At 42.7% G+C, this 19046-nt stretch carries 13 protein-coding genes; 7 read left to right on the forward strand and 6 right to left on the reverse strand.

The window, feature by feature from the left end; all coding sequences use genetic code 11:
- Window positions 1–103 precede the first annotated feature (103 nt).
- The 4 genes from pta to WAE57_RS09645 all read right to left on the reverse strand — a co-directional run bounded on the left by pta (window position 104) and on the right by WAE57_RS09645 (window position 5621).
- Window positions 104–2245 (reverse strand): phosphate acetyltransferase, encoded by a 2142-nt coding sequence (pta, locus tag WAE57_RS09630; protein WP_337710433.1) that lies wholly within the window; start codon window positions 2243–2245, stop codon window positions 104–106.
- Window positions 2246–2300: 55 nt separating this feature from the next.
- The gene (locus tag WAE57_RS09635) at window positions 2301–3524 is read right to left on the reverse strand and encodes an acetate kinase (protein ID WP_086197489.1); all 1224 of its coding nucleotides are present in this window, start codon (window positions 3522–3524) and stop codon (window positions 2301–2303) included.
- Between the two features lie 303 nt (window positions 3525–3827).
- A complete protein-coding gene (locus WAE57_RS09640; protein WP_337710436.1) occupies window positions 3828–4229 on the reverse strand; it encodes a hypothetical protein in 402 nt (133 codons plus the stop codon).
- A gap of 126 nt (window positions 4230–4355) precedes the next feature.
- The gene (locus tag WAE57_RS09645) at window positions 4356–5621 is read right to left on the reverse strand and encodes a glutamate-5-semialdehyde dehydrogenase (protein WP_337710438.1); all 1266 of its coding nucleotides are present in this window, start codon (window positions 5619–5621) and stop codon (window positions 4356–4358) included.
- A 304-nt stretch (window positions 5622–5925) separates the two neighbouring features.
- Here WAE57_RS09645 and WAE57_RS09650 point away from each other — a divergent pair, with 304 nt between their 5' ends.
- Window positions 5926–7257 (forward strand): alpha/beta hydrolase, encoded by a 1332-nt coding sequence (locus WAE57_RS09650; protein WP_337710440.1) that lies wholly within the window; start codon window positions 5926–5928, stop codon window positions 7255–7257.
- A gap of 26 nt (window positions 7258–7283) precedes the next feature.
- Here the strand turns inward: WAE57_RS09650 and WAE57_RS09655 are convergent, their stop codons facing one another.
- Together WAE57_RS09655 and nagZ are read right to left on the reverse strand one after the other, a co-directional pair.
- Window positions 7284–8144, reverse strand: coding sequence for a class I SAM-dependent methyltransferase (locus WAE57_RS09655; RefSeq protein ID WP_337710442.1), 861 nt, complete (start codon window positions 8142–8144; stop codon window positions 7284–7286).
- 187 nt (window positions 8145–8331) lie between these two features.
- Window positions 8332–9354, reverse strand: a complete 1023-nt coding sequence (gene nagZ, locus WAE57_RS09660; protein ID WP_337710444.1) for a beta-N-acetylhexosaminidase — start codon at window positions 9352–9354, stop codon at window positions 8332–8334.
- A gap of 197 nt (window positions 9355–9551) precedes the next feature.
- Between nagZ and WAE57_RS09665 the strand changes: the two genes are divergently transcribed.
- From WAE57_RS09665 to WAE57_RS09690, 6 genes are all read left to right on the forward strand, one after another.
- Entirely contained in the window at window positions 9552–11750 is a 2199-nt protein-coding gene (locus tag WAE57_RS09665; RefSeq protein ID WP_337710446.1) for a carboxy terminal-processing peptidase, read from the forward strand.
- Window positions 11751–12098: 348 nt separating this feature from the next.
- Window positions 12099–14168, forward strand: coding sequence for an EAL domain-containing protein (locus WAE57_RS09670; protein ID WP_337710448.1), 2070 nt, complete (start codon window positions 12099–12101; stop codon window positions 14166–14168).
- 124 nt (window positions 14169–14292) lie between these two features.
- Entirely contained in the window at window positions 14293–15885 is a 1593-nt protein-coding gene (locus tag WAE57_RS09675; RefSeq protein WP_337710450.1) for a peptide chain release factor 3, read from the forward strand.
- A gap of 392 nt (window positions 15886–16277) precedes the next feature.
- Window positions 16278–17102 carry a hypothetical protein gene (locus tag WAE57_RS09680; protein ID WP_337710452.1) on the forward strand — a complete coding sequence of 275 codons (825 nt, stop codon included), beginning with the start codon at window positions 16278–16280 and terminating at the stop codon, window positions 17100–17102.
- Between the two features lie 65 nt (window positions 17103–17167).
- Window positions 17168–18157 (forward strand): RsiV family protein, encoded by a 990-nt coding sequence (locus WAE57_RS09685; RefSeq protein ID WP_337710454.1) that lies wholly within the window; start codon window positions 17168–17170, stop codon window positions 18155–18157.
- Window positions 18157–18978 (forward strand): TatD family hydrolase, encoded by an 822-nt coding sequence (locus WAE57_RS09690; RefSeq protein ID WP_337710456.1) that lies wholly within the window; start codon window positions 18157–18159, stop codon window positions 18976–18978. Before WAE57_RS09685 ends, WAE57_RS09690 begins: the two co-directional genes overlap by 1 nt.
- Window positions 18979–19046: the final 68 nt, after the last annotated feature.

Raw genomic sequence — 19046 nt, forward strand, 5'->3', positions numbered from 1 at the left:
TATCTACATCCCGCTATTTAACATAATGGCTGTTATACGAAATCAACATAAAAAAACCACCCAATTTTTCAATCAGATGGTTTGGAAAACTTAAATTTACGAATTATTGAGCCGCTTGTTGCTCTGCCTGAATGGCAGTCAATGCAATCGTGAACACGATGTCATCGACCAATGCACCACGTGACAAGTCATTCACCGGCTTATTTAAACCTTGCAGCATTGGTCCCACACTCACTACATTCGCTGAACGTTGAACTGCTTTATAGGTAGTGTTACCTGTGTTTAAGTCAGGGAAAATAAATACATTCGCACGACCTGCAACTGGTGAGCCTGGTGCTTTAGACTGACCTACGCTTTCAACTGATGCTGCGTCATATTGTAATGGACCATCAATGAGCAGGTCAGGACGGCGTTGCTTGGCAATTTTAGTCGCTTTCGCCACTTTTTCTACATCGGCACCTGCACCAGAAGTACCGGTTGAATAAGAAATCATGGCAATGCGCGGGTCAATGCCAAATGCTTTGGCAGAGTCGGCAGACTGAATTGCAATTTCAGCCAGTTGCTCAGCATCCGGATCCGGGTTAATTGCACAGTCACCGTAAACATAGACTTCATCTGGTAGCAGCATGAAGAACACAGAAGATACCAGTGAGTAATCCGGTGCGGTCTTGATTAACTGGAATGCAGGACGAACCGTATTGGCTGTCGTGTGCACTGCACCTGACACCAAGCCATCCACCTGATCAAGAGCCAGCATCATGGTGCCTAAAACTACCGTATCTTGTAGCTGTTCACGCGCTTGTAACTCGTTGAGTTTGCCTTTACGTAAATCAACCATTTTTCCGACATAATTCTCGCGAATCAGGTCTGGGTCAAGAATTTCCAGATCATGCGGTAATTCAATTCCACGTGCTTTTGCTACTTCAACCACAGCTTCAGGTTTTGCCAGCAGAATACAGTGGGCAATTCCACGAGATTGACAAATTGCTGCGGCCTGAATGGTACGTGGTTCATCCCCTTCAGGAAGAACAATGCGCTTTTTCGCTGCAATTGATTTTTGCACCAGTTCATGACGGAATGCAGAAGGAGATAAACGTGGTTTATGTGTATCGCTGATTAACTGCGTTAACCAGTCTGCATTGATGTGGCTGGCCACGAAACGGGTCACCTGCTCAGCACGCTCGGTATCATCTACCGGAATTTCATTGCTTAAATTCAGCAATTGTTGTGCTGTGTCAAAAGTGCTCAATTTGGTGTGTAAAATTGGCAAGCCATTTTTGATTGCTGTTTGACAGAATTCTAAAGCTTGAGTGCTTGGTGCCTGATGTTCAGTTAAAACCAAACCTGCCAGTGGAATGCCATTACTGCTTGCCAAGCTACTTGCAAGCAAGACATCAACACGATCAGAACCGCTGATGATGAGTTCACCTGCCACGAATTTATGCATTTCGTGTTCAATATTTGATGCAATTAAGCTGCTGTGTAATACACGGCGTTGTGCTGCTTCACCTTGGTTAATCCATTCTGCAGAAATATGCACAGCCAAGTCAGACATGCGTGGCACACTTAAAGTGTTGCTAAATGGAACTAAGCCAATGACTGGCATACAGTCTTTACCAATCATTGGGTGCGTGCTTTGAATTGCACTCACAAATCGGTTGGTATCGCTAATTAAACGCAGGTTTGGATCAAGCGTCACAGGAATCTGTGCAGAATCTTCCGGCAAGCCTTTGGTACGCATGAACAATACGCCTGCAGTACGCTCGCAAGTCGCACCACCAAAGAAGCGTAATTGATTGTCAACTTTTGCCGCGGTTTTTGCCGCATTGTTAATGTCGGCATTGCTGACAATAATCACTTTGGCATCAAGCGCTTTCGCCAGAGTGGCATTGAGTTCTGTCGCAAAAGGATCACGTCCGTTTGGTAGCACGCCTTCTACAATAATGACATCGTGATGTTTGGAAATTTCACGGTGTAAACGTACTGCATCTTCAAGCAGCTCGTCATTTTCATCATTTTTTAAACGTTCAGTCAGGGCCGCATAGGAAATCGGTTCAACGGTTTCATGCTTGAACAGGTGACGATACAGTGCAGTGGTGCGATCTGCTTCAGGCTGTAATTCTTGAGAGAAAGGCTTTAGAAAACCTGCTTTTACACCTTGGCATTCCAATGCATAAATTAAACCAAGACATGCAGACGTTAAGCCAACACCAATTTCTGTAGGAACCAAAAGTATTGTTTTCATAATTTTTTCTAAATCATAAAGGGATTTATTGAAAGCATAAGTAGGCTACGATTGCTTAAGCAATCGTAGTCTCACATTCAGGCTTTTTTGCAGCTGACTGATTTACCTCGCCTTCTACAACGTGTGCTGTTTCTTTGGCAATACGGCCTTCTTCATCGGTTGGAATGACCCAGATTTGAGGACCTGTGCCAGCATCAATACGACCTTCTGTACCGCGTTTTAAATTATTGTTTTGTTCTTTGCTTAAGTTGAAACCGAAGTGAGGTAAGTAAGCCATGGTCTTTTCACGGATATAAGCCGAGTTTTCGCCAATACCGCCGGTAAAGAACAGACCATCAAGACGTGGCAGGCCACAGCTTAAAGCAGCCAGAGATTTAGCCAAACGGTAGCAGAATACTTCAATGGCCAGCGTTGCATCTTCATTGCCTTGTTCTGATGCTTCAATCAAGGTACGCATGTCATTTGAAAGATTGTCTGATAGACCGAGCAAACCACTTTCTTTGTTCAGCATTCTGTCAATTTTATACACATCCCAGCCCAAGTTGGCAGCCAGGAAGCTGTGCAAACTTGGATCGACATCACCGCTACGGGTACCCATCACAATGCCTTCAAGCGGGGTCAGGCCCATTGACGTATCTACACTTTGACCATTCCAGATGGCACAGGTCGAGCTACCATTGCCTAAATGTGCAGTTAACCAGCCACCTTGTTTTAAGCTGCCTGCCAATTCTGAACCGCGTTCAGACACGTAAGCATGGCTGGTACCGTGGAAGCCATAACGACGCACGTTGTGCTCTGTATATAAGAATTTTGGTACAGCATAACGGTAAGCATGCGCTGGCATGGTTTGGTGGAATGCTGTATCGAATACTGCCACTTGTGGAAGGTCCGGGAACAAACGCATGGTCGCGTCAATTCCTACAAGGTGAGCAGGGTTGTGAAGCGGGGCAAGTGGCGTCGCTTCACGAATACGATCAATGATTTCTGGTGTTAATAACTCAGCTTTGGTCAATGTGCCACCATGTACGACACGGTGCCCAATCGCTTGAGGATTATAATGAGAAAGACGTTCTAAAATGGTTTCCAAAGCCTTTTCATGATCGGCATGTGGAATAGACAGTTCGAGTGGCGCGCCACCAACAGTGACACCCTTAATGCGTGCTTCAGCAGAACCTAAATTTTCTGCTAAACCAAAAATACGATCTTCACGACGTTCTGAAACGAGTGCATATTTAATAGAAGATGAGCCGCAGTTAATAACTAATACTGATGTAGACACGTTTTAATACCCGAATTTTAATTGAAATAAGTCGTCCCTAAAGTGATCTTTATGCAGTACATTTCAATGCAATTCAGATCAGTCTGCATGTTGTATCATGTGTTGATTTTCTGTCCTAGATAGACTTTAGGAGATTAGACTTAAGCACTATCGACCAGTGAAATAATAATAAATAGAATTTATTGGTTGATGGTTTTCATTTATTAATGAAATAGTACTCAAGCATAAACGCTCCTTCCTGTACGCCTTTAACCCTAACATGAGAAATCAATTTTGAGCAGGGCATAAGCGTTGTTTTAATATTTACTTTTGATACTTTATTTCTGACCAGCGTACAATCACATAAGCCAGTAATGCCACCATAAAAAACACCAGCATCATCCAGGCCAGACCTTGCAAGGTTTCAATAATTGTCCGGTAAATTTCCAGTACCCAGCGCTCTTGAGTCAGTTCAATCACAATTTTCTTGTCATTCTCGGTATACGTCAGCGGCGTGATATATTTTTCCATATCGTAAATACGAATGCCTGAAGATGTTCCGACCACCATGCCGGCAAATTTGGTGTATTTGGCCCAGGCACTATGAATGGGATCGTTAATAATTCGGGCAAGAATTTGATTAATCGAATTGGAAAAAATTTTCATCACTGTAAAAGAAACCAGTAATGCCAGTAAAAAGGTACAAATGATCAAATAATAAAACATGTGATTTCCCTTTTATCTTTTTCAGTTTTTTTATCATGTTACAAAATTTAGGGCAGGGATAGTGTAGTCGCTGTGTCCAGCTTCAGGGTTGAAACTGAACACTTAAAGATACTTTAAATAGAGGAATTATTGGCGAATTTGACCATCCCCAAATACCACCCATTTTTGCGAAGTCAGACCTTCCAGGCCGACTGGGCCACGCGCATGAATCTTGTCGGTGGAAATGCCGATTTCAGCACCCAGACCATATTCAAAACCGTCGGCAAAACGGGTAGAGGCATTGATCATCACTGAGCTTGAGTCGACACGGGCCAAGAACTGACGCGCAAGACTAAAGTTCTCGGTAATGATGGCATCGGTATGGTGTGAGCCATATTTGTTAATATGATCAATGGCTTCATCAATTCCGCTCACCACTTTAACTGCCAAAATTGGACCTAAATATTCAGTGTACCAATCTTCTTCGCTGGCCGGTTTGACGTTTGAACCGAGAATGCGCTGGGTTTCACGGCAGCCACGCAGTTCTACCTGCTTTTCCGCATACAGTTCAGCAATGCTTGGCAAGAAATCTTCTGCAATTTTCTCATCCACCAGCAAGGTTTCCATGGCATTACATACGCCATAACGATGGGTTTTGGCATTCAGTGCAATCGGCAGGGCTTTTTGCAAGTCGGCTTGTGCCTCAACAAAGACATGACAATTGCCATCTAAATGCTTAATGACCGGAATACGGGCTTCGTTGCTCACACGTTCAATCAGGCCTTTGCCTCCACGTGGAACAATCACATCCACATATTCAGACATGGTAATCAGGTGTCCGACTGCGGCACGGTCTGTCGTGTTAATCACTTGCACCGAAGTTTCTGGTAAACCTGAAGCCTTTAAACCATGCTGAATCGCTTCGGCAATGGCTTTGTTGGACTCCAGTGCTTCAGAACCACCACGCAAAATAATGGCATTGCCAGACTTGAGTGCCAGAGAAGCCGCTTCCAGTGTGACATTGGGACGTGATTCGTAAATCATGCCGACCACACCTAAAGGAACCCGCATTTTCCCTAGCTGAATGCCTGAAGGTCGGTAAGCAAGGTCGGTAATTTCTCCAATCGGGTCGACCAGATTCATCACATCTTTTAAGCCATGCAGCATGCCTTTAAAGCGGCTGGGGGTAAGTTCTAAACGATCAAGCAATGCACTGTCCAAATTGTTGTTACGACCTTTGGTCATATCTATTTGGTTGGCAGCCAGAATTGCAGCTTCACTGTCTTGTAATGCAGTGTAAATTGCAGATAAGGCATTGTTTTTGGTTTGGGTAGAAGCGCTTGCCAACACGCGAGAAGCCTGGCGTGCCTGTTGTCCTACCGTTTGCATATATTGTTCAATTGAATCTTGCATAGCGGTTTGATCACTTAGAAATTACACTTTGATAGTAACAGTCTGGAACCCGACAATGAAGCATCTGACCCGAAAAAAGTCCCTGAAACTTTCAGGCTGTTAATATTTTGAAATCCTTTTCTGGATAAATTTAGATAAGTGGTCATAGAATCAGTTGCTTGAGTATTCATCCTCTGTATATTATGAAAGGATATAAGGACAGTGACGTCCGATAATTACAGCGAAGAATGGAAGCAGGATGACGCAGAAATTCTAAATTTATTTTCTTGCAAAATAACAATAAGGCAAGAATGGAGGAAGGGATATGAATTCCATGATCCAAATGGACTCGGAAGTAGAAGAATCAAACGCAGATTTTGGTTTTTTTGATCTTTACCATAGGAACAGTTTTAAAGAACCGGCACGAACGACATGGATTAATGGTTGGAAAATTGAGTATATGGCAATTGCTCAACCTGAAACTATCCACAACACGCCAGTTGTCATTGTGGGTGGGGCATTTCAAAATTTTAATTCTTATAAATATTGCGTTGAACAGCTGCTGAGTGCAGGACCAATTATCTTGATTGATTTGCCTTCCATGGGGGCCAATCAGCAAATTGCCAATCGTGATAGCGGTGTTTCTGCGGGAACTCTAGAATTGCCGGACTTGGCACGTATGCTCGGTGAATGGCTGGATGTAGAAAAACTTCCCAAAGTTTCGGTCATGGGGATGTCTCTAGGCTCGGTAGTGGCTTCAGGTTTGGCACATCAACGCCCTGAACTGATTGACCGAATGATTTTGATGGGCGTGATGCAAAAAACCCGTAAAAGCTGGCGCATGCTGCTGGAAGAATCTTTACATTTAATGAATGAACAGCGCATGGATGAGTTTGGTCAGGCGGTGATTCTGTATCTGGTCAATCACGCCAAAATTGATCAAACCCGCATGTCACCGACTGCAAAGCGTCTGTTCTTCAGACAGATGGCTGAATTTACGGCAACTGAGCAAGATCGTTATGAAATCAACTGTAGCCGATTATTGCGTTTAACTGATGTACCTATTCCGCAATGTAAAGTACTGGTTGCATGTGGGCAATATGACAGTTTTACCTTGCCACATGAAAATGCCAATTTTGCCTTGCAATGTCCAGATATGGAATTCGCCATGATTGCCAATGCTGATCATGTGCCGCAATTACAGCGTCGTAAAGAAACCATGAGTCTGTTTGCCACCTTCTTGCAGGGTCAGCCTATTCAAAATGTAGAAGGGATTATCCCGATGACACGTGCTCAGTTACTGACTCTAGAGCGCCGTGGCGAAGAACGTATTGCTGTACAAAAACCGATGACCGTATTAACTCATCGTCATTCACCGTTAAAACTGCCTACTCATATAGTGGATCTAAATTTCTTTGGCGTTTTGCTTGAGTTTACCGAAGGCTTAACAGAAAAAGCTGCACAATATCCACGTGATTTGGCTCTACACCTGGAAGATGAAGAAGGTCAATTTAAAATTGAATGCTTAATTTTTGAAGTCAATTCAACACGAGTTCGTGCCTTATTCAAGCATGGCAGTTTTGATGTGGCAGAGCGTTTATTGCGTTATGTACAACGACAAAAAGAAGTGATGACAGTATTGGAATCGGTCAGTTAATGTGGGGCAAGATCAAAAAAACAGCGTTATATAACGCTGTTTTTTTTGCTTGCATGAATCATCCAGACCAGATCACCCAGATGTTCCTCGTTCGAGGTGAAAGGCACGGCTGGATTTTGAAAATACTGTTGCGGTTGTACAATACTGACCTGTTCAAAACCTGCTTGCTGGAAAAATTCCTGTGCTTGCTGCGGATCAATAAAATGGAAACTAAATGCGCTCTTAGACATCCATTTCAATAATTTACTGCATGCCCAAATAAAATTGGCCAGTTTATTTTTCACCGGTTCTGGATAGATATCGGTAAGGTAATGCAGTTCTTTAAAGTTCTGCCCATAATGATGAATTGCTTTGAGTAATTGCAATAACATGTCTTTGTTAAAGTAATTAATCAGGCCTTCGCTAATGACTACCAAGGGCCGATTCGGGTCAAAGACCTGAAAAGCCTGTGCAAAATCAGCAGTGAATAAATCGACTGATAAAACTTCCGGGCTATTGGCATCAATCTGTTTCAGGGCTTTGGTTTTTACTTTCGCCATATCGGGTAAATCAAGTTCACGATAATCAATATGGGGAAACTTCTGCCGGAAATTCCAGCCGCGTGGGGAAAGCCCGCTGGCAATTTCAAGTACCTGCAAATCCGGGTGCTGTTCAATCAGTTGCGTGAGATGCTGATCAATCATGCGGTGGCGTTGTTTTAAGGTCGTACGCATACTGCCGCCGACAAATTTTTCAGCCCAGCTTTCTAAGGGATGCACCAGTTTGGCTAACATTTTCCCTTTAGAGGTCGCAAAAACGGGGTGAGAAATTCCCATGGTGTACCAGATGTATCCGGTGTAATGGGCAGTAAATGAAATATGTCGATGTTCTGAAAGCTGTTGTGTCATGTCATCCTGACCTTATCTGTTTTTTTAGTTTTTAACGTTGGTTGTTTATTGGTTGAGTTTCTTACATTGCCAGCTCAGCTTATTTTTAGTTTTGACGCAAAGCACAATGAGCTGAATGAAGTAAGTGCATTTTATTTTTATTTATCATAAAGAAAAAGGAACACCTTGTCGTGTTCCTTTTGTCGCATTAATTAAATGATTTTTTAAAGTTTTCGATGCTATCGCGAACTTTTTGCCATTCTGCCCCCAAGTTCAGCGTTTGCCCAACCGTGATTTCTGGAATTTTACCGCGCATACGCTGCAGACGCTGTTGATTGGGTAAAGGTAAATCGCTAATCCCTTCGAGTGCGGTACATGCTGCTGAGCGGTCATTACAAACCAGGCCCATATCACATCCGGCTTTGAGTGCAGCCTGAATGCGTGCATCGGCACCACCGGCAACACATGCTGCCTGCATGGTTAAGTCATCAGAGAATAGCACGCCGTCAAAGTTCAGTTCTTGACGCAGAACTTTTTGAATCCAATAAGGTGAGAAACCAGCAGGGTTCGGATCGACCTGATCATAAATCACATGTGCAGGCATCAAGGCATCCAACTGTGGCATGAGCTGGATAAACGTTTGCATATCCTTATTATAAATTTCATCATAAGTACGTGAATCTACGGGTGCTGCAACATGGGAGTCTGCCTTGACCGAACCGTGACCCGGAAAATGTTTACCGGTATTGGCCATGCCTGCACGTTTCATCCCTTTGATGAAAGCACTGGCAATAGGGACAATATCATCAATGTTTTTGGCAAAACCGCGATCGCCAATCACATCACTGACATCATTCAAGTCTAGTACCGGTGCGAAACTGAAGTCAATTCCAACGGCAAGTACTTCAGTAGCCATCAGCCAGCCGCATTGCTCGGCCAAATCAACGGCTTTTTCCGGGTCAGTTGAATAAAGCTCACCCAAACGGCCCATCGCAGGCAGTAAGGTAAAGCCCTGTTTCAAGCGCTGTACCCGGCCGCCTTCCTGATCCACAGCGATTAAAATGTCAGGTCTGATGCGACGCATATGATCGGTTAAGGCACGAACCTGCTCAGGTGATTGTATATTTCGTGAAAATAAAATCATGCCGCCTACTTGCGGTGCCCGTAATAGTTCAATATCTTCTTGAGTAAGTTCTGTGCCAGCGATGTCTAGCATCAATGCGCCAATCATATCGGTGTCCGTGTTGGAATTTTATAAAGAAAAACAATACCCGAATTCTGCAATGATTTGCTACATTTTGACAGTACAGAATATGATAAAACTACACGACATACATATTAAGTTGTTTAAGATTTTGAATATACTCAATTCATGTTAAAAAACGACGATGCAATATTGGTCCAAGACCAAGGAAGTACGAATTATTTATGAAACTTCAGACATTAGCTTGTGCAGTTGCAATCGCGACTGGAGGATTTTTCTTTTCTCATGTAATGAACGAGGCAATTGCAGCTAATAATACAGAGGCAGTTTCTCAATCGATTCAACCCACGCAGGAACAGGCGTTGGTTTCACGCCAATTGGCAACTCTGGTTGACCGTCAGCATTATTTAAATCAGCGTTTAGATACGGCGACTTCCAATCGTATCCTTGATTTTTATCTAGATAGCCTGGATGCAGACCACACATTATTTTTAGCACCTGAAGTGGAACAATATAAGAAAAATTATGGTGCAAATTTCGGTGCCGCATTAAAAGCCGGGGATTTATCGGGTCCATATTTAATTCATGCCCAATACCGTGAACGCTTAAAACAGTTTTATGAGTTCATGCTGGCTGAGTTGAAAAAACCGCAAAACTTGAAACAAAGCAATGTTTATATTGATACTGATCGTGAAAAATCACCTTATTTCAAGTCTGCAGCAGAACAACGTGCCCATTGGCAGAAAATGTTGGTATCGCAGCTGATTAACTTGAATATTAGTAAAGAAGAAGAGTCTGCGAAGCAAAAAGCCTTAAAAGATGATCCAACTCTGGCCAATGGTCAGGATCTGGCAAGTCCGGAAGATTTAACTCCAGTTCAAACCCTGACCAAGCGTTATACCCGTCAGCTTGAGCGTGTCAGCCGTGTAAAAAGTGATGATGTGCTCGACAAGACGTTAAATGCGATGATGTTGACCTATGATCCGCATAGCAACTATTTCCCGCCAGTCGATGCCATGGAACTGAACCGTCAAACCACCCTGCAATTAGAAGGGATTGGGGTGTCGATTCGTCCTGAACGCGGCAATGAAGATTACACCAAAATTGAAACTATTGTGGAAGGTGGGCCAGCCAGTAAATCAGGTCAGATCAAACCTGGAGACCGCATTATTGGCGTAGCCCAAGATGGCGATAAAATGGTGGATGTGATCGGTTGGGCTAGCAATGAAGTAGTGGGTCTGATACGTGGCAAGCGCGGAACCAAGGTAAGCTTACGTTTATTGGGTGCAGGCGCATCTATGGGGCAGGCACGTACAGTTAGTCTGGTGCGTGATGTGATTCAAGAAGAAGATGCCGGAGTTCGTTCACGTACCGTAGAGATCAAGCGCGATGGTAAAAATCATACTTTTGGTGTGATTGAAATTCCGTCATTTTATTTGAACTATCGTGCGCGTCGTGCCGGTACGGATTATCGTTCTGTTTCTGAAGATACCAACAATGCCCTAAAAAGTCTGGCAGCCAAGAAAGTAGAAGGGATTATTATCGATTTGCGTAATAACCCGGGTGGTTCGCTTGAAGAAGTTGCGCGTATGTTAGGACAAGTCATCAAGTCGGGTCCAGTGGTGCAAATTCGCGATGGTAACGGCAATGTCAGTGTGTTTGAAGACGATGACGGTGGTGCACAAACCTATGCCGGTCCATTGGCCGTCATGATTAATCTGGCTTCGGCATCCGCCAGTGAGATTTATTCTGCCGCTATTCAGGATTATGAGCGCGGGATTGTGATTGGCAGTACCACCACCGGTAAGGGAACTGCTCAGGTTCAGCTTGATACCTTGGCCTATGGTCAGGCAACCTTGACCCAGCGTAAGTTCTACCGCGTGACTGGGGGAAGTACACAAAATAAAGGGGTAGTACCTGACATCAAACTGGTCGATATCTACAACGAAGAGTTTGGTGAGCGTAAAGCCAAGAATGCCTTGAAATGGGATACCATTCCAACAGCACCATTTAAGCGTGAAGGTTCGGTACAGCCATATGTGCAAAATCTGGCACAAATGTCGCAGCAACGCGTCGTTGCTGATCCGCAATTTAAATATCTGGAGCAGCGTAAAGCCATTGCGAAAAAAACCGATGAGCAAAAGCGTGTGGTACTGGATATTGATCAGCGTAAAGCCGAGTTGAATACACTTGAGCAGAAAACTTTAGAGGCGGAAAATCAACGCCGTAGCATGACGGGTCAAAAGCCTTATACCAATTGGGAAAGTTATCAGGCTTCTGTAGATGCCCTGATTGAATCTCGTGCAAAAATGAAGGCAACTCAACGACCTGCATTAGCTGAAGAAGAAACATTTGTGACAGAGTCTGCCAATATTTTATTGGATTATGCGAAATTACAGTCAGCTAAGGCTTCTGCCAGATAGAATGATTATTTAGCTTTTATCTATTTAAAAAACCAGTCAGTTGATCTGACTGGTTTTTTATTTATGCATGAGCGAATGGGGGAATTCATGTTTAGCGCTACTTTTAAAAATATGAACGGTGTAGGAATAATGATAAAATGTTGAACGATGTTTATTTTGCAAAATGAATAAATTAGAAATAAAAATGAATAGAGCAATTAACACTTGACCAAAATAGAATAGTATTAGATTCTTGTTTTAATTGATTGTTTTTATAACCACTCTTTTGAAGATGAAAATTTTTAGACAGTATAAAGAGTACTAATCACGTGGATTAAAACAAGAAAGATAACCTATACGGAACTTCATATGGTTCATATGCATTATGATTTTAGCCTGGTAATTGTTTCAATAATTATTACTATTTTGGCCTGTTATTTTACAGTTTCATTCGAACAATTATTATTCCGTGGCTTGGGTCAGAAATATGAAAAAATGCTTCTCATCATTAGTGGTCTCACGCTCGGAGCTGCAATTTGGTGTATGCACTTCACCGGTATGCTCGCTTGTCATTTGCCGGTAGATTACTCTTTAGATTATGGTCTTACTTTTGTTTCGTATCTTATTGCGTTTATTGCATCGACCTTTGCGATTTGGCTGACCACGCGGGAAACCTTACCCTTTGGCCGGCTTGTCTTAGGGGCGGTACTGATGGGAATGGGTATTGCCGGAATGCACTATACCGGCCTGATGGCACTGGTCCTCAATCAGCACCAAATTTATTATGATCCTCTGCTGACGATTTTTTCCGTTTTACTTGCAATCGCTGGTTCAGGTTTAACGTTCTGGCTCATTTTTAAATATAAAAATGCAGTACAGAAAAAGCTGCTGATCAAGATTTCTTTGGTAGGTATGATGGCGCTGACCATTGTCGCGATACACTATGTTGGTATGGGGGCAATTGTTTTTCATGCCATTGCTGCAGATCGGATGGTTACACATTATCAAACCGGGCAAGGATTAATTTTATTAAGTGTTATTTTAGTCACCAGTTTAATTTTTCTCGCAGCATTTTGTGTCGCTATATTGGAACAAAGACTCGAAGTCCGGAATATACAGCTCTCTAAAGCCAATCGTGAATTGGCCAATCAGGCCGTGCAGGACAATTTAACCCAATTACCCAATCGTTTATTCCTGGCGGAATATTCACATTTTTTATTTACCGACCATCGTTACAGGAATGATAAAATTGCCTTTCTCTATATCGACTTAGATCGTTTTAAAGCGGTTAATGATGTATTTGGGCATCATATCGGTGATCAGTTGCTGGTGCAACTGGCCAGCCGTATTCAGCACAAGCTGAAACCAAATGAAAAACTGCTTCGTTTAGGTGGAGATGAGTTTTTGATGGTGCTGGAACAGGCCACCCTTGAACATGCCATTGCAAAAGCAGAACAGCTGTTGGGGCAAATTCAGGACAGCTTTTTGATCGCCGGTAAAGAGATCAACATTTCTAGCAGTATTGGTATCGCCCTGTACCCAGATCATGGCAATAATTTGCAAGATCTGCTGATTAATGCCGATGCAGCCATGTTGACGTCGAAATATCAAGGGAGAAACACCTATTCCCTGTTTAGTTACAGTGCTGATCAGCAGGAGACCAAAAGTCAGACCAAATTGATCAATGATCTATATAAAGCCGTTGAAGAACAACAATTTGTTCTATTTTACCAGCCCAAATTTACCACCCGGGATTATGCAATTTGCGGCGTAGAAGCCCTGATCCGCTGGAATCATCCAAGTTTGGGAATGTTGACGCCAAACATGTTTATCGGGGGAGCTGAAAAAACCGGACTGATTATTCAAATGGGCTATTGGGCGCTTGAACAAGCCTGTAAGCAAATTCAAATCTGGGAACAGACCAATTCAAACTATTTTCCAGTCGCAGTGAATTTATCCGCCGTACAATTTGAACATAAACATCTGTTTACAACACTAGAAAAATTATTTGCTCAATATCAGATTAATCCCAATCATTTAGCCATCGAAATTACCGAATCGACCGCCATGCATCATGTGGATTCTACAATTCGGTGTTTTGAACAGCTGCGTCAGATGGGCATTAAACTGGCGATTGATGACTTTGGAACAGGTCATTCCAGCTTTTTATATTTGAAGAACTTACCTGTAGATGAATTGAAAATAGATCGGGAATTTATCCGTGATCTGGCAGTTGGTTCAAAAGATGAAATGATTTTAGAAAGTATTATTCAGCTGGCTATAAAACTGGGTCTGGTGGTTACTGCAGAAGGGGTTGAAACACCTTTACAGGCAGACATATTGACCCGTTTAGGCTGTCAGCAATTGCAGGGCTTTCTGTTGGGAATGCCGATGGATGTGAACCGTTTGGAAAAGATGGACAAGGCATTATTTACTTAAGATTGGTGCGAACCGAACAAGTTTAGTTCATTTCAAAAGTTTTATGATCTGCTACAATATGGCCAATTTTTTATATTGATCAGTTCTGATCTTTTTCACTGCCATTCTGCAGTAGGTATCTTTCATGAGTTTTAAAGACGAATTAGCGGCGCAGGTCGCACAGCGACGGACGTTCGCGATTATTTCCCACCCCGATGCTGGTAAAACCACCATGACAGAAAAACTGTTGTTATGGGGTAAGGCAATTCAGGTTGCAGGGATGGTCAAAAGCCGAAAGTCAGATCGTGCTGCAACGTCTGACTGGATGGAAATGGAAAAAGAACGCGGTATTTCCATTACCACTTCAGTTATGCAGTTTCCTTATAAAAATCATGTGATCAACTTGCTCGACACCCCGGGGCATGAAGATTTCTCTGAAGATACTTACCGTACTTTAACTGCGGTTGACTCTGCATTGATGGTGATTGACGGTGCAAAAGGGGTCGAAGAACGAACCATTAAATTAATGGAGGTGTGTCGTATGCGCGACACTCCGATTATTTCTTTCGTCAACAAAATGGACCGTGAAATCCGTGAACCATTAGAATTGCTTGATGAAATTGAAAATGTCCTGAAAATCCGCTGTGTACCCATTACCTGGCCACTGGGGACAGGTCGTGATTTTGCTGGCGTATATAACATCCTCGAAGAAAAATTCTACGTTTACAAAGCCGGTTTTGGCTCAACCATTACCGATATTGAAATTCGTGATGGCTATGACTATCCAGACTTGCGTGAAAAAGTGGGTGAGCTGGCTTTTGCTGCCTTTGAAGAATCTTTGGAATTGGTGCAAATGGCCAATGATCCATTAGACCCTGAAGAATTCCTGGCAGGCCGTCAAACACCGGTACTATTCGGTACCGCATTGGGTAACTTCGCAGTCGATCATGTGTTAAATGCCTTTATTCAATGGGCACCAAAACCTAAAGCGCATCCTACTCATGAACGTGCTGTAGAGGCGAATGAAGAAGGCTTTACCGGTTTTGTTTTCAAAATTCAGGCCAATATGGATCCAAAACACCGTGACCGTATTGCATTCATGCGTATCTGTTCGGGTAAGTATGAAAAAGGCTTAAAAATGAATCATGTCCGTCTGGGTAAAGATGTACGGATTAGTGATGCCTTGACTTTCTTGGCGGGTGAGCGTGAACAGCTAGAAGAAGCTTGGCCGGGGGATATCATTGGTTTACATAACCATGGCACCATCCAGATTGGCGATACCTTTACTTCCGGTGAAAATCTGCACTTCACCGGTATTCCACACTTCGCGCCGGAAATGTTCCGTCGTGTGCGTTTGAAAGATCCTTTGAAATCTAAACAGCTGCAAAAGGGTTTAAAAGAACTTTCAGAAGAAGGTGCAACTCAGGTGTTTATGCCGCAAATCAACAATGATCTGATTGTAGGTGCAGTCGGTGTGCTACAGTTTGATGTGGTGGCGTATCGTTTGAAAGAAGAATACAAAGTTGATTGTGTTTACGAGCCTGTGAACATTAATACTGTGCGTTGGGTTTCATGTGATGATGAAAAGAAATTCAATGAATTTAAGAAAAAGGCACATGATCAATTATCGCTAGATGGCGGTGGTCATTTGACTTATCTGGCACCAAGTCGTGTGAATTTGCAATTGATGCAAGAGCGTTATCCGGATATCCAGTTCCGTGCCACACGCGAACACTAAAATAAGCAAAAATAAAACAGCTTCTTTATGAAGCTGTTTTAATTAGGGGGCTATTAACCCTTCATAAATAGTTTGCGCTGTGGGCTAAAATTAAGCAGATAAGGCATGAAACGCAAAGAATAGCGAGACTATTTTTAAGTTTCGTAACGAAATCTGAGAAAATTTTAGCCACATGAGCAAAAGCGAAGCACTGCTTTGTTTTTAGCGCAAGGGACTAGCATATTTTTTGCTGCTATGTCGTTACGAAGCAGTTATTTAGAATGACTAAATTTCCTGCTTCGTGCCTCATATCAGTAAAAAATATGTGTCGTCGCAAACATAGATGAAATGTTAACAGACCCCATTAGAATCATTAACATAGATGAATGACTTGAGAAAAAAGAGTGGTCAGCATGAACGGGAAAATAAGGGCTGCATCCATAATCGCCATTGCTCTGATGCTCAGTGCCTGTGGTGCTTCAAAACAAGAATCGAAACAACAAGAGCAGGAACAGTCGTCTGCATCGATATTTAAAACCGAGCAGGCCGAGGTGTTGCCATATTTAAATATTCAGGAGCAAGAGGCAAAAATTGCCTTGCCTTTTTGTGAAACCAAGAATTGTATTGACCTGAATATTCAAACGGTTCATACCGAAGATGCCTGGTTAAATGACTGGATTGCCAAGAGCCAGGCCAAGGTCATTCAAGATCAAATTGGTCTAAAGCAGGATATGAGCTTGCAACAGGCCATTAATGCCTATGTGAAAAAGTCTGATGCTTGGCAAGCCGAATTTTCCAAAAATAAGCCCTATGAACTGGCAATGTATACCCGTATTGCCTATCAGCGTAATCAGTACGTATTGATGCAGCTAGGAGTCGATACAAAACAAGAAGAAGTAAAAGTGAAAGAACGCTATTATTTCTTTGTGGCTGATCGTAAAACACAGAAAGCAGTGACTTTACTGGATATTCTGGAACCTAAGCAGCAAACGGCCATGAATGACATTGTGCAACAGGCTTATCAAAAATGGTTAAAACAGCAAAAGGCTGAAGTAAAACAAAAAGCCCCGAAAAAGCTGTATTGGGGACAGGCAGACTGGTTCTTTGATCAAGAAGGCGTTGGTTTACATTATCGTACCCATGAAATTGTTAAAGATGGCGCTCAGTTGGATATTTATTTAACCAAAGCACAAACCCAACAGATATTGAAAGCTGATGCTTATCAGCATATGTTTTAGTAAGCCGTAATCCATACGACATCGAGTGAACGTCCATTTACCAGATTTAAGTTATAGGTCAGATGATGCTAAAAAATAAAACAATATTTACCCTAAGCCTTGTTGCTACAGCAATTGCATTGAGTGCATGCCAACCTAAACAAGCTGAGCCTAAAGAAGAACACACAAAACCTGCCCAAACCGCTCAACCGGAAGTTTTAAAATTGGCCGGAGATACTGAAAAGTTAAGTTTAGATTTGCCTGAATGTGATGGGAATAGCTGTCCTGAAATAAGCATCGAGCGTCTTTCCACTAACCAGACTTTTATTGATGAATTTATCGATCAGCAGATTTTAAAACAGCTGGATCATACTGTAGATATTTCGCCGAAATCGTTGAATGCAAACCAGCATGCGACCACTGCGAGCGGAAATTCGAAAGATTCAAATCCAGCTCAGGCAGATGAACCAGCGGCATCGGCAGCTATTGAAACACCGAAACAAAAACTGGAAAAACAGGTTGCCCCTTATCTGTATACATTTTTATCGCTGGATAAAGAGCTGAAGGCCTTAAGTGCCAATCATCAGATTAGTCTGATGATTAAACCGAAGATTCTAAATGCTGGACAGCCTTTGGCAACCGTAGTGCTAAATTCGAACAGCTATCTGGGCGGGGCACATGGTTCATCCTCACAGTATTATTATAATTTTGACCTGAAGAAGAAAAAACTCGTTAAATTGGATGATATTTTGGCGCCAAACCAGAAAGCTGTACTGGAACAGAAAGCCCATGAAGTGTTTAAAAACTGGGTGATTGAGTCCAAGCTGGCAAACAGTGTCGATGAATACGAACAGGCATGGAAATTTAGCTTGTCGGATAATTTCTATTTATCGACTCAAGGCTTGATTTTGCAATATGGGGAATATGAAATTGGACCTTATGTGGTGGGATTGCCACGTTTAACTATTCCTTATGACCAGCTGCAAACGGTACTGAAGAAAGCCTATCTGCCTCAAGCTGAAGTAAAAAATCAAGCAGCTGTAAGTGCAGCCAGTGACACTAAAGCCCAATCTTAATGTCTTGTTCACTGTTTGATACTCACACCCATTTTGATGTTCCTGATTTCGATGCAGATCGGGAACAACTGGCGCATGCGGCCAAAGCGGTGGGGATCGAACGCCTGATTTTGATTGGTTTTATCCAGTCGCGGTTTCAGGATTTATTGCAAAGTCACCAGTTCTTAAATCAATTGGCTGATGCTCCGCAAAGTTACTTAGCTCCGGGATTGCATCCCTTTTATATTGAACAGCATCAAACATCACATCTGGCCGATCTGGAACAACTTTTAAAAACTGAAGATTGTGTCGCGATTGGAGAAATTGGTTTAGATACCTTTTTAAAACAGCACAAGCAGCCAGACATGTTTCAGAAGCAAAAAGATTTTTTTGCAGCACAACTGGAATTGGCGCAACAGTTTGATAAACCGGTGTTATTGCATATCCGAAAATCGCATGCCGAAACATTGGCTATATTAAAACAGCATCAATTTAAAGGGGGCGGGATTGCGCATGCTTTTAGTGGCGGAATAGAGGAAGCCAAGGCCTTTATTAAACTGGGTTTTAAAATTGGGGTGACCGGACAAATTACCAATCCCAATGCCAAAAAATTACATGCCGTGGTTCAGGCCATTGGTGCTGAGCATCTGGTTCTGGAAACCGATTGTCCGGATATGACGCCCTTATGTTGCCAAAATTCTACTGAACTTCGCACCCGCAATACGCCAGTCAATTTACCTTATGTGCTGGATGGGTTGGCACAATCGCTAAATCTGGATCAGGCCATGCTTGCGGCCCAACTCTGGCAGAACTCCTTAGATGCCTTAAGGCTGAGATCTTAAAAAAATATTGTAAAACCAGATTTTATCGCTCAATATTGGTTTTTTAACTGCATAATTTGCCTAGAGTC

This window comes from Acinetobacter sp. NS-4, assembly GCF_037402435.1.
Classification (GTDB): domain Bacteria; phylum Pseudomonadota; class Gammaproteobacteria; order Pseudomonadales; family Moraxellaceae; genus Acinetobacter.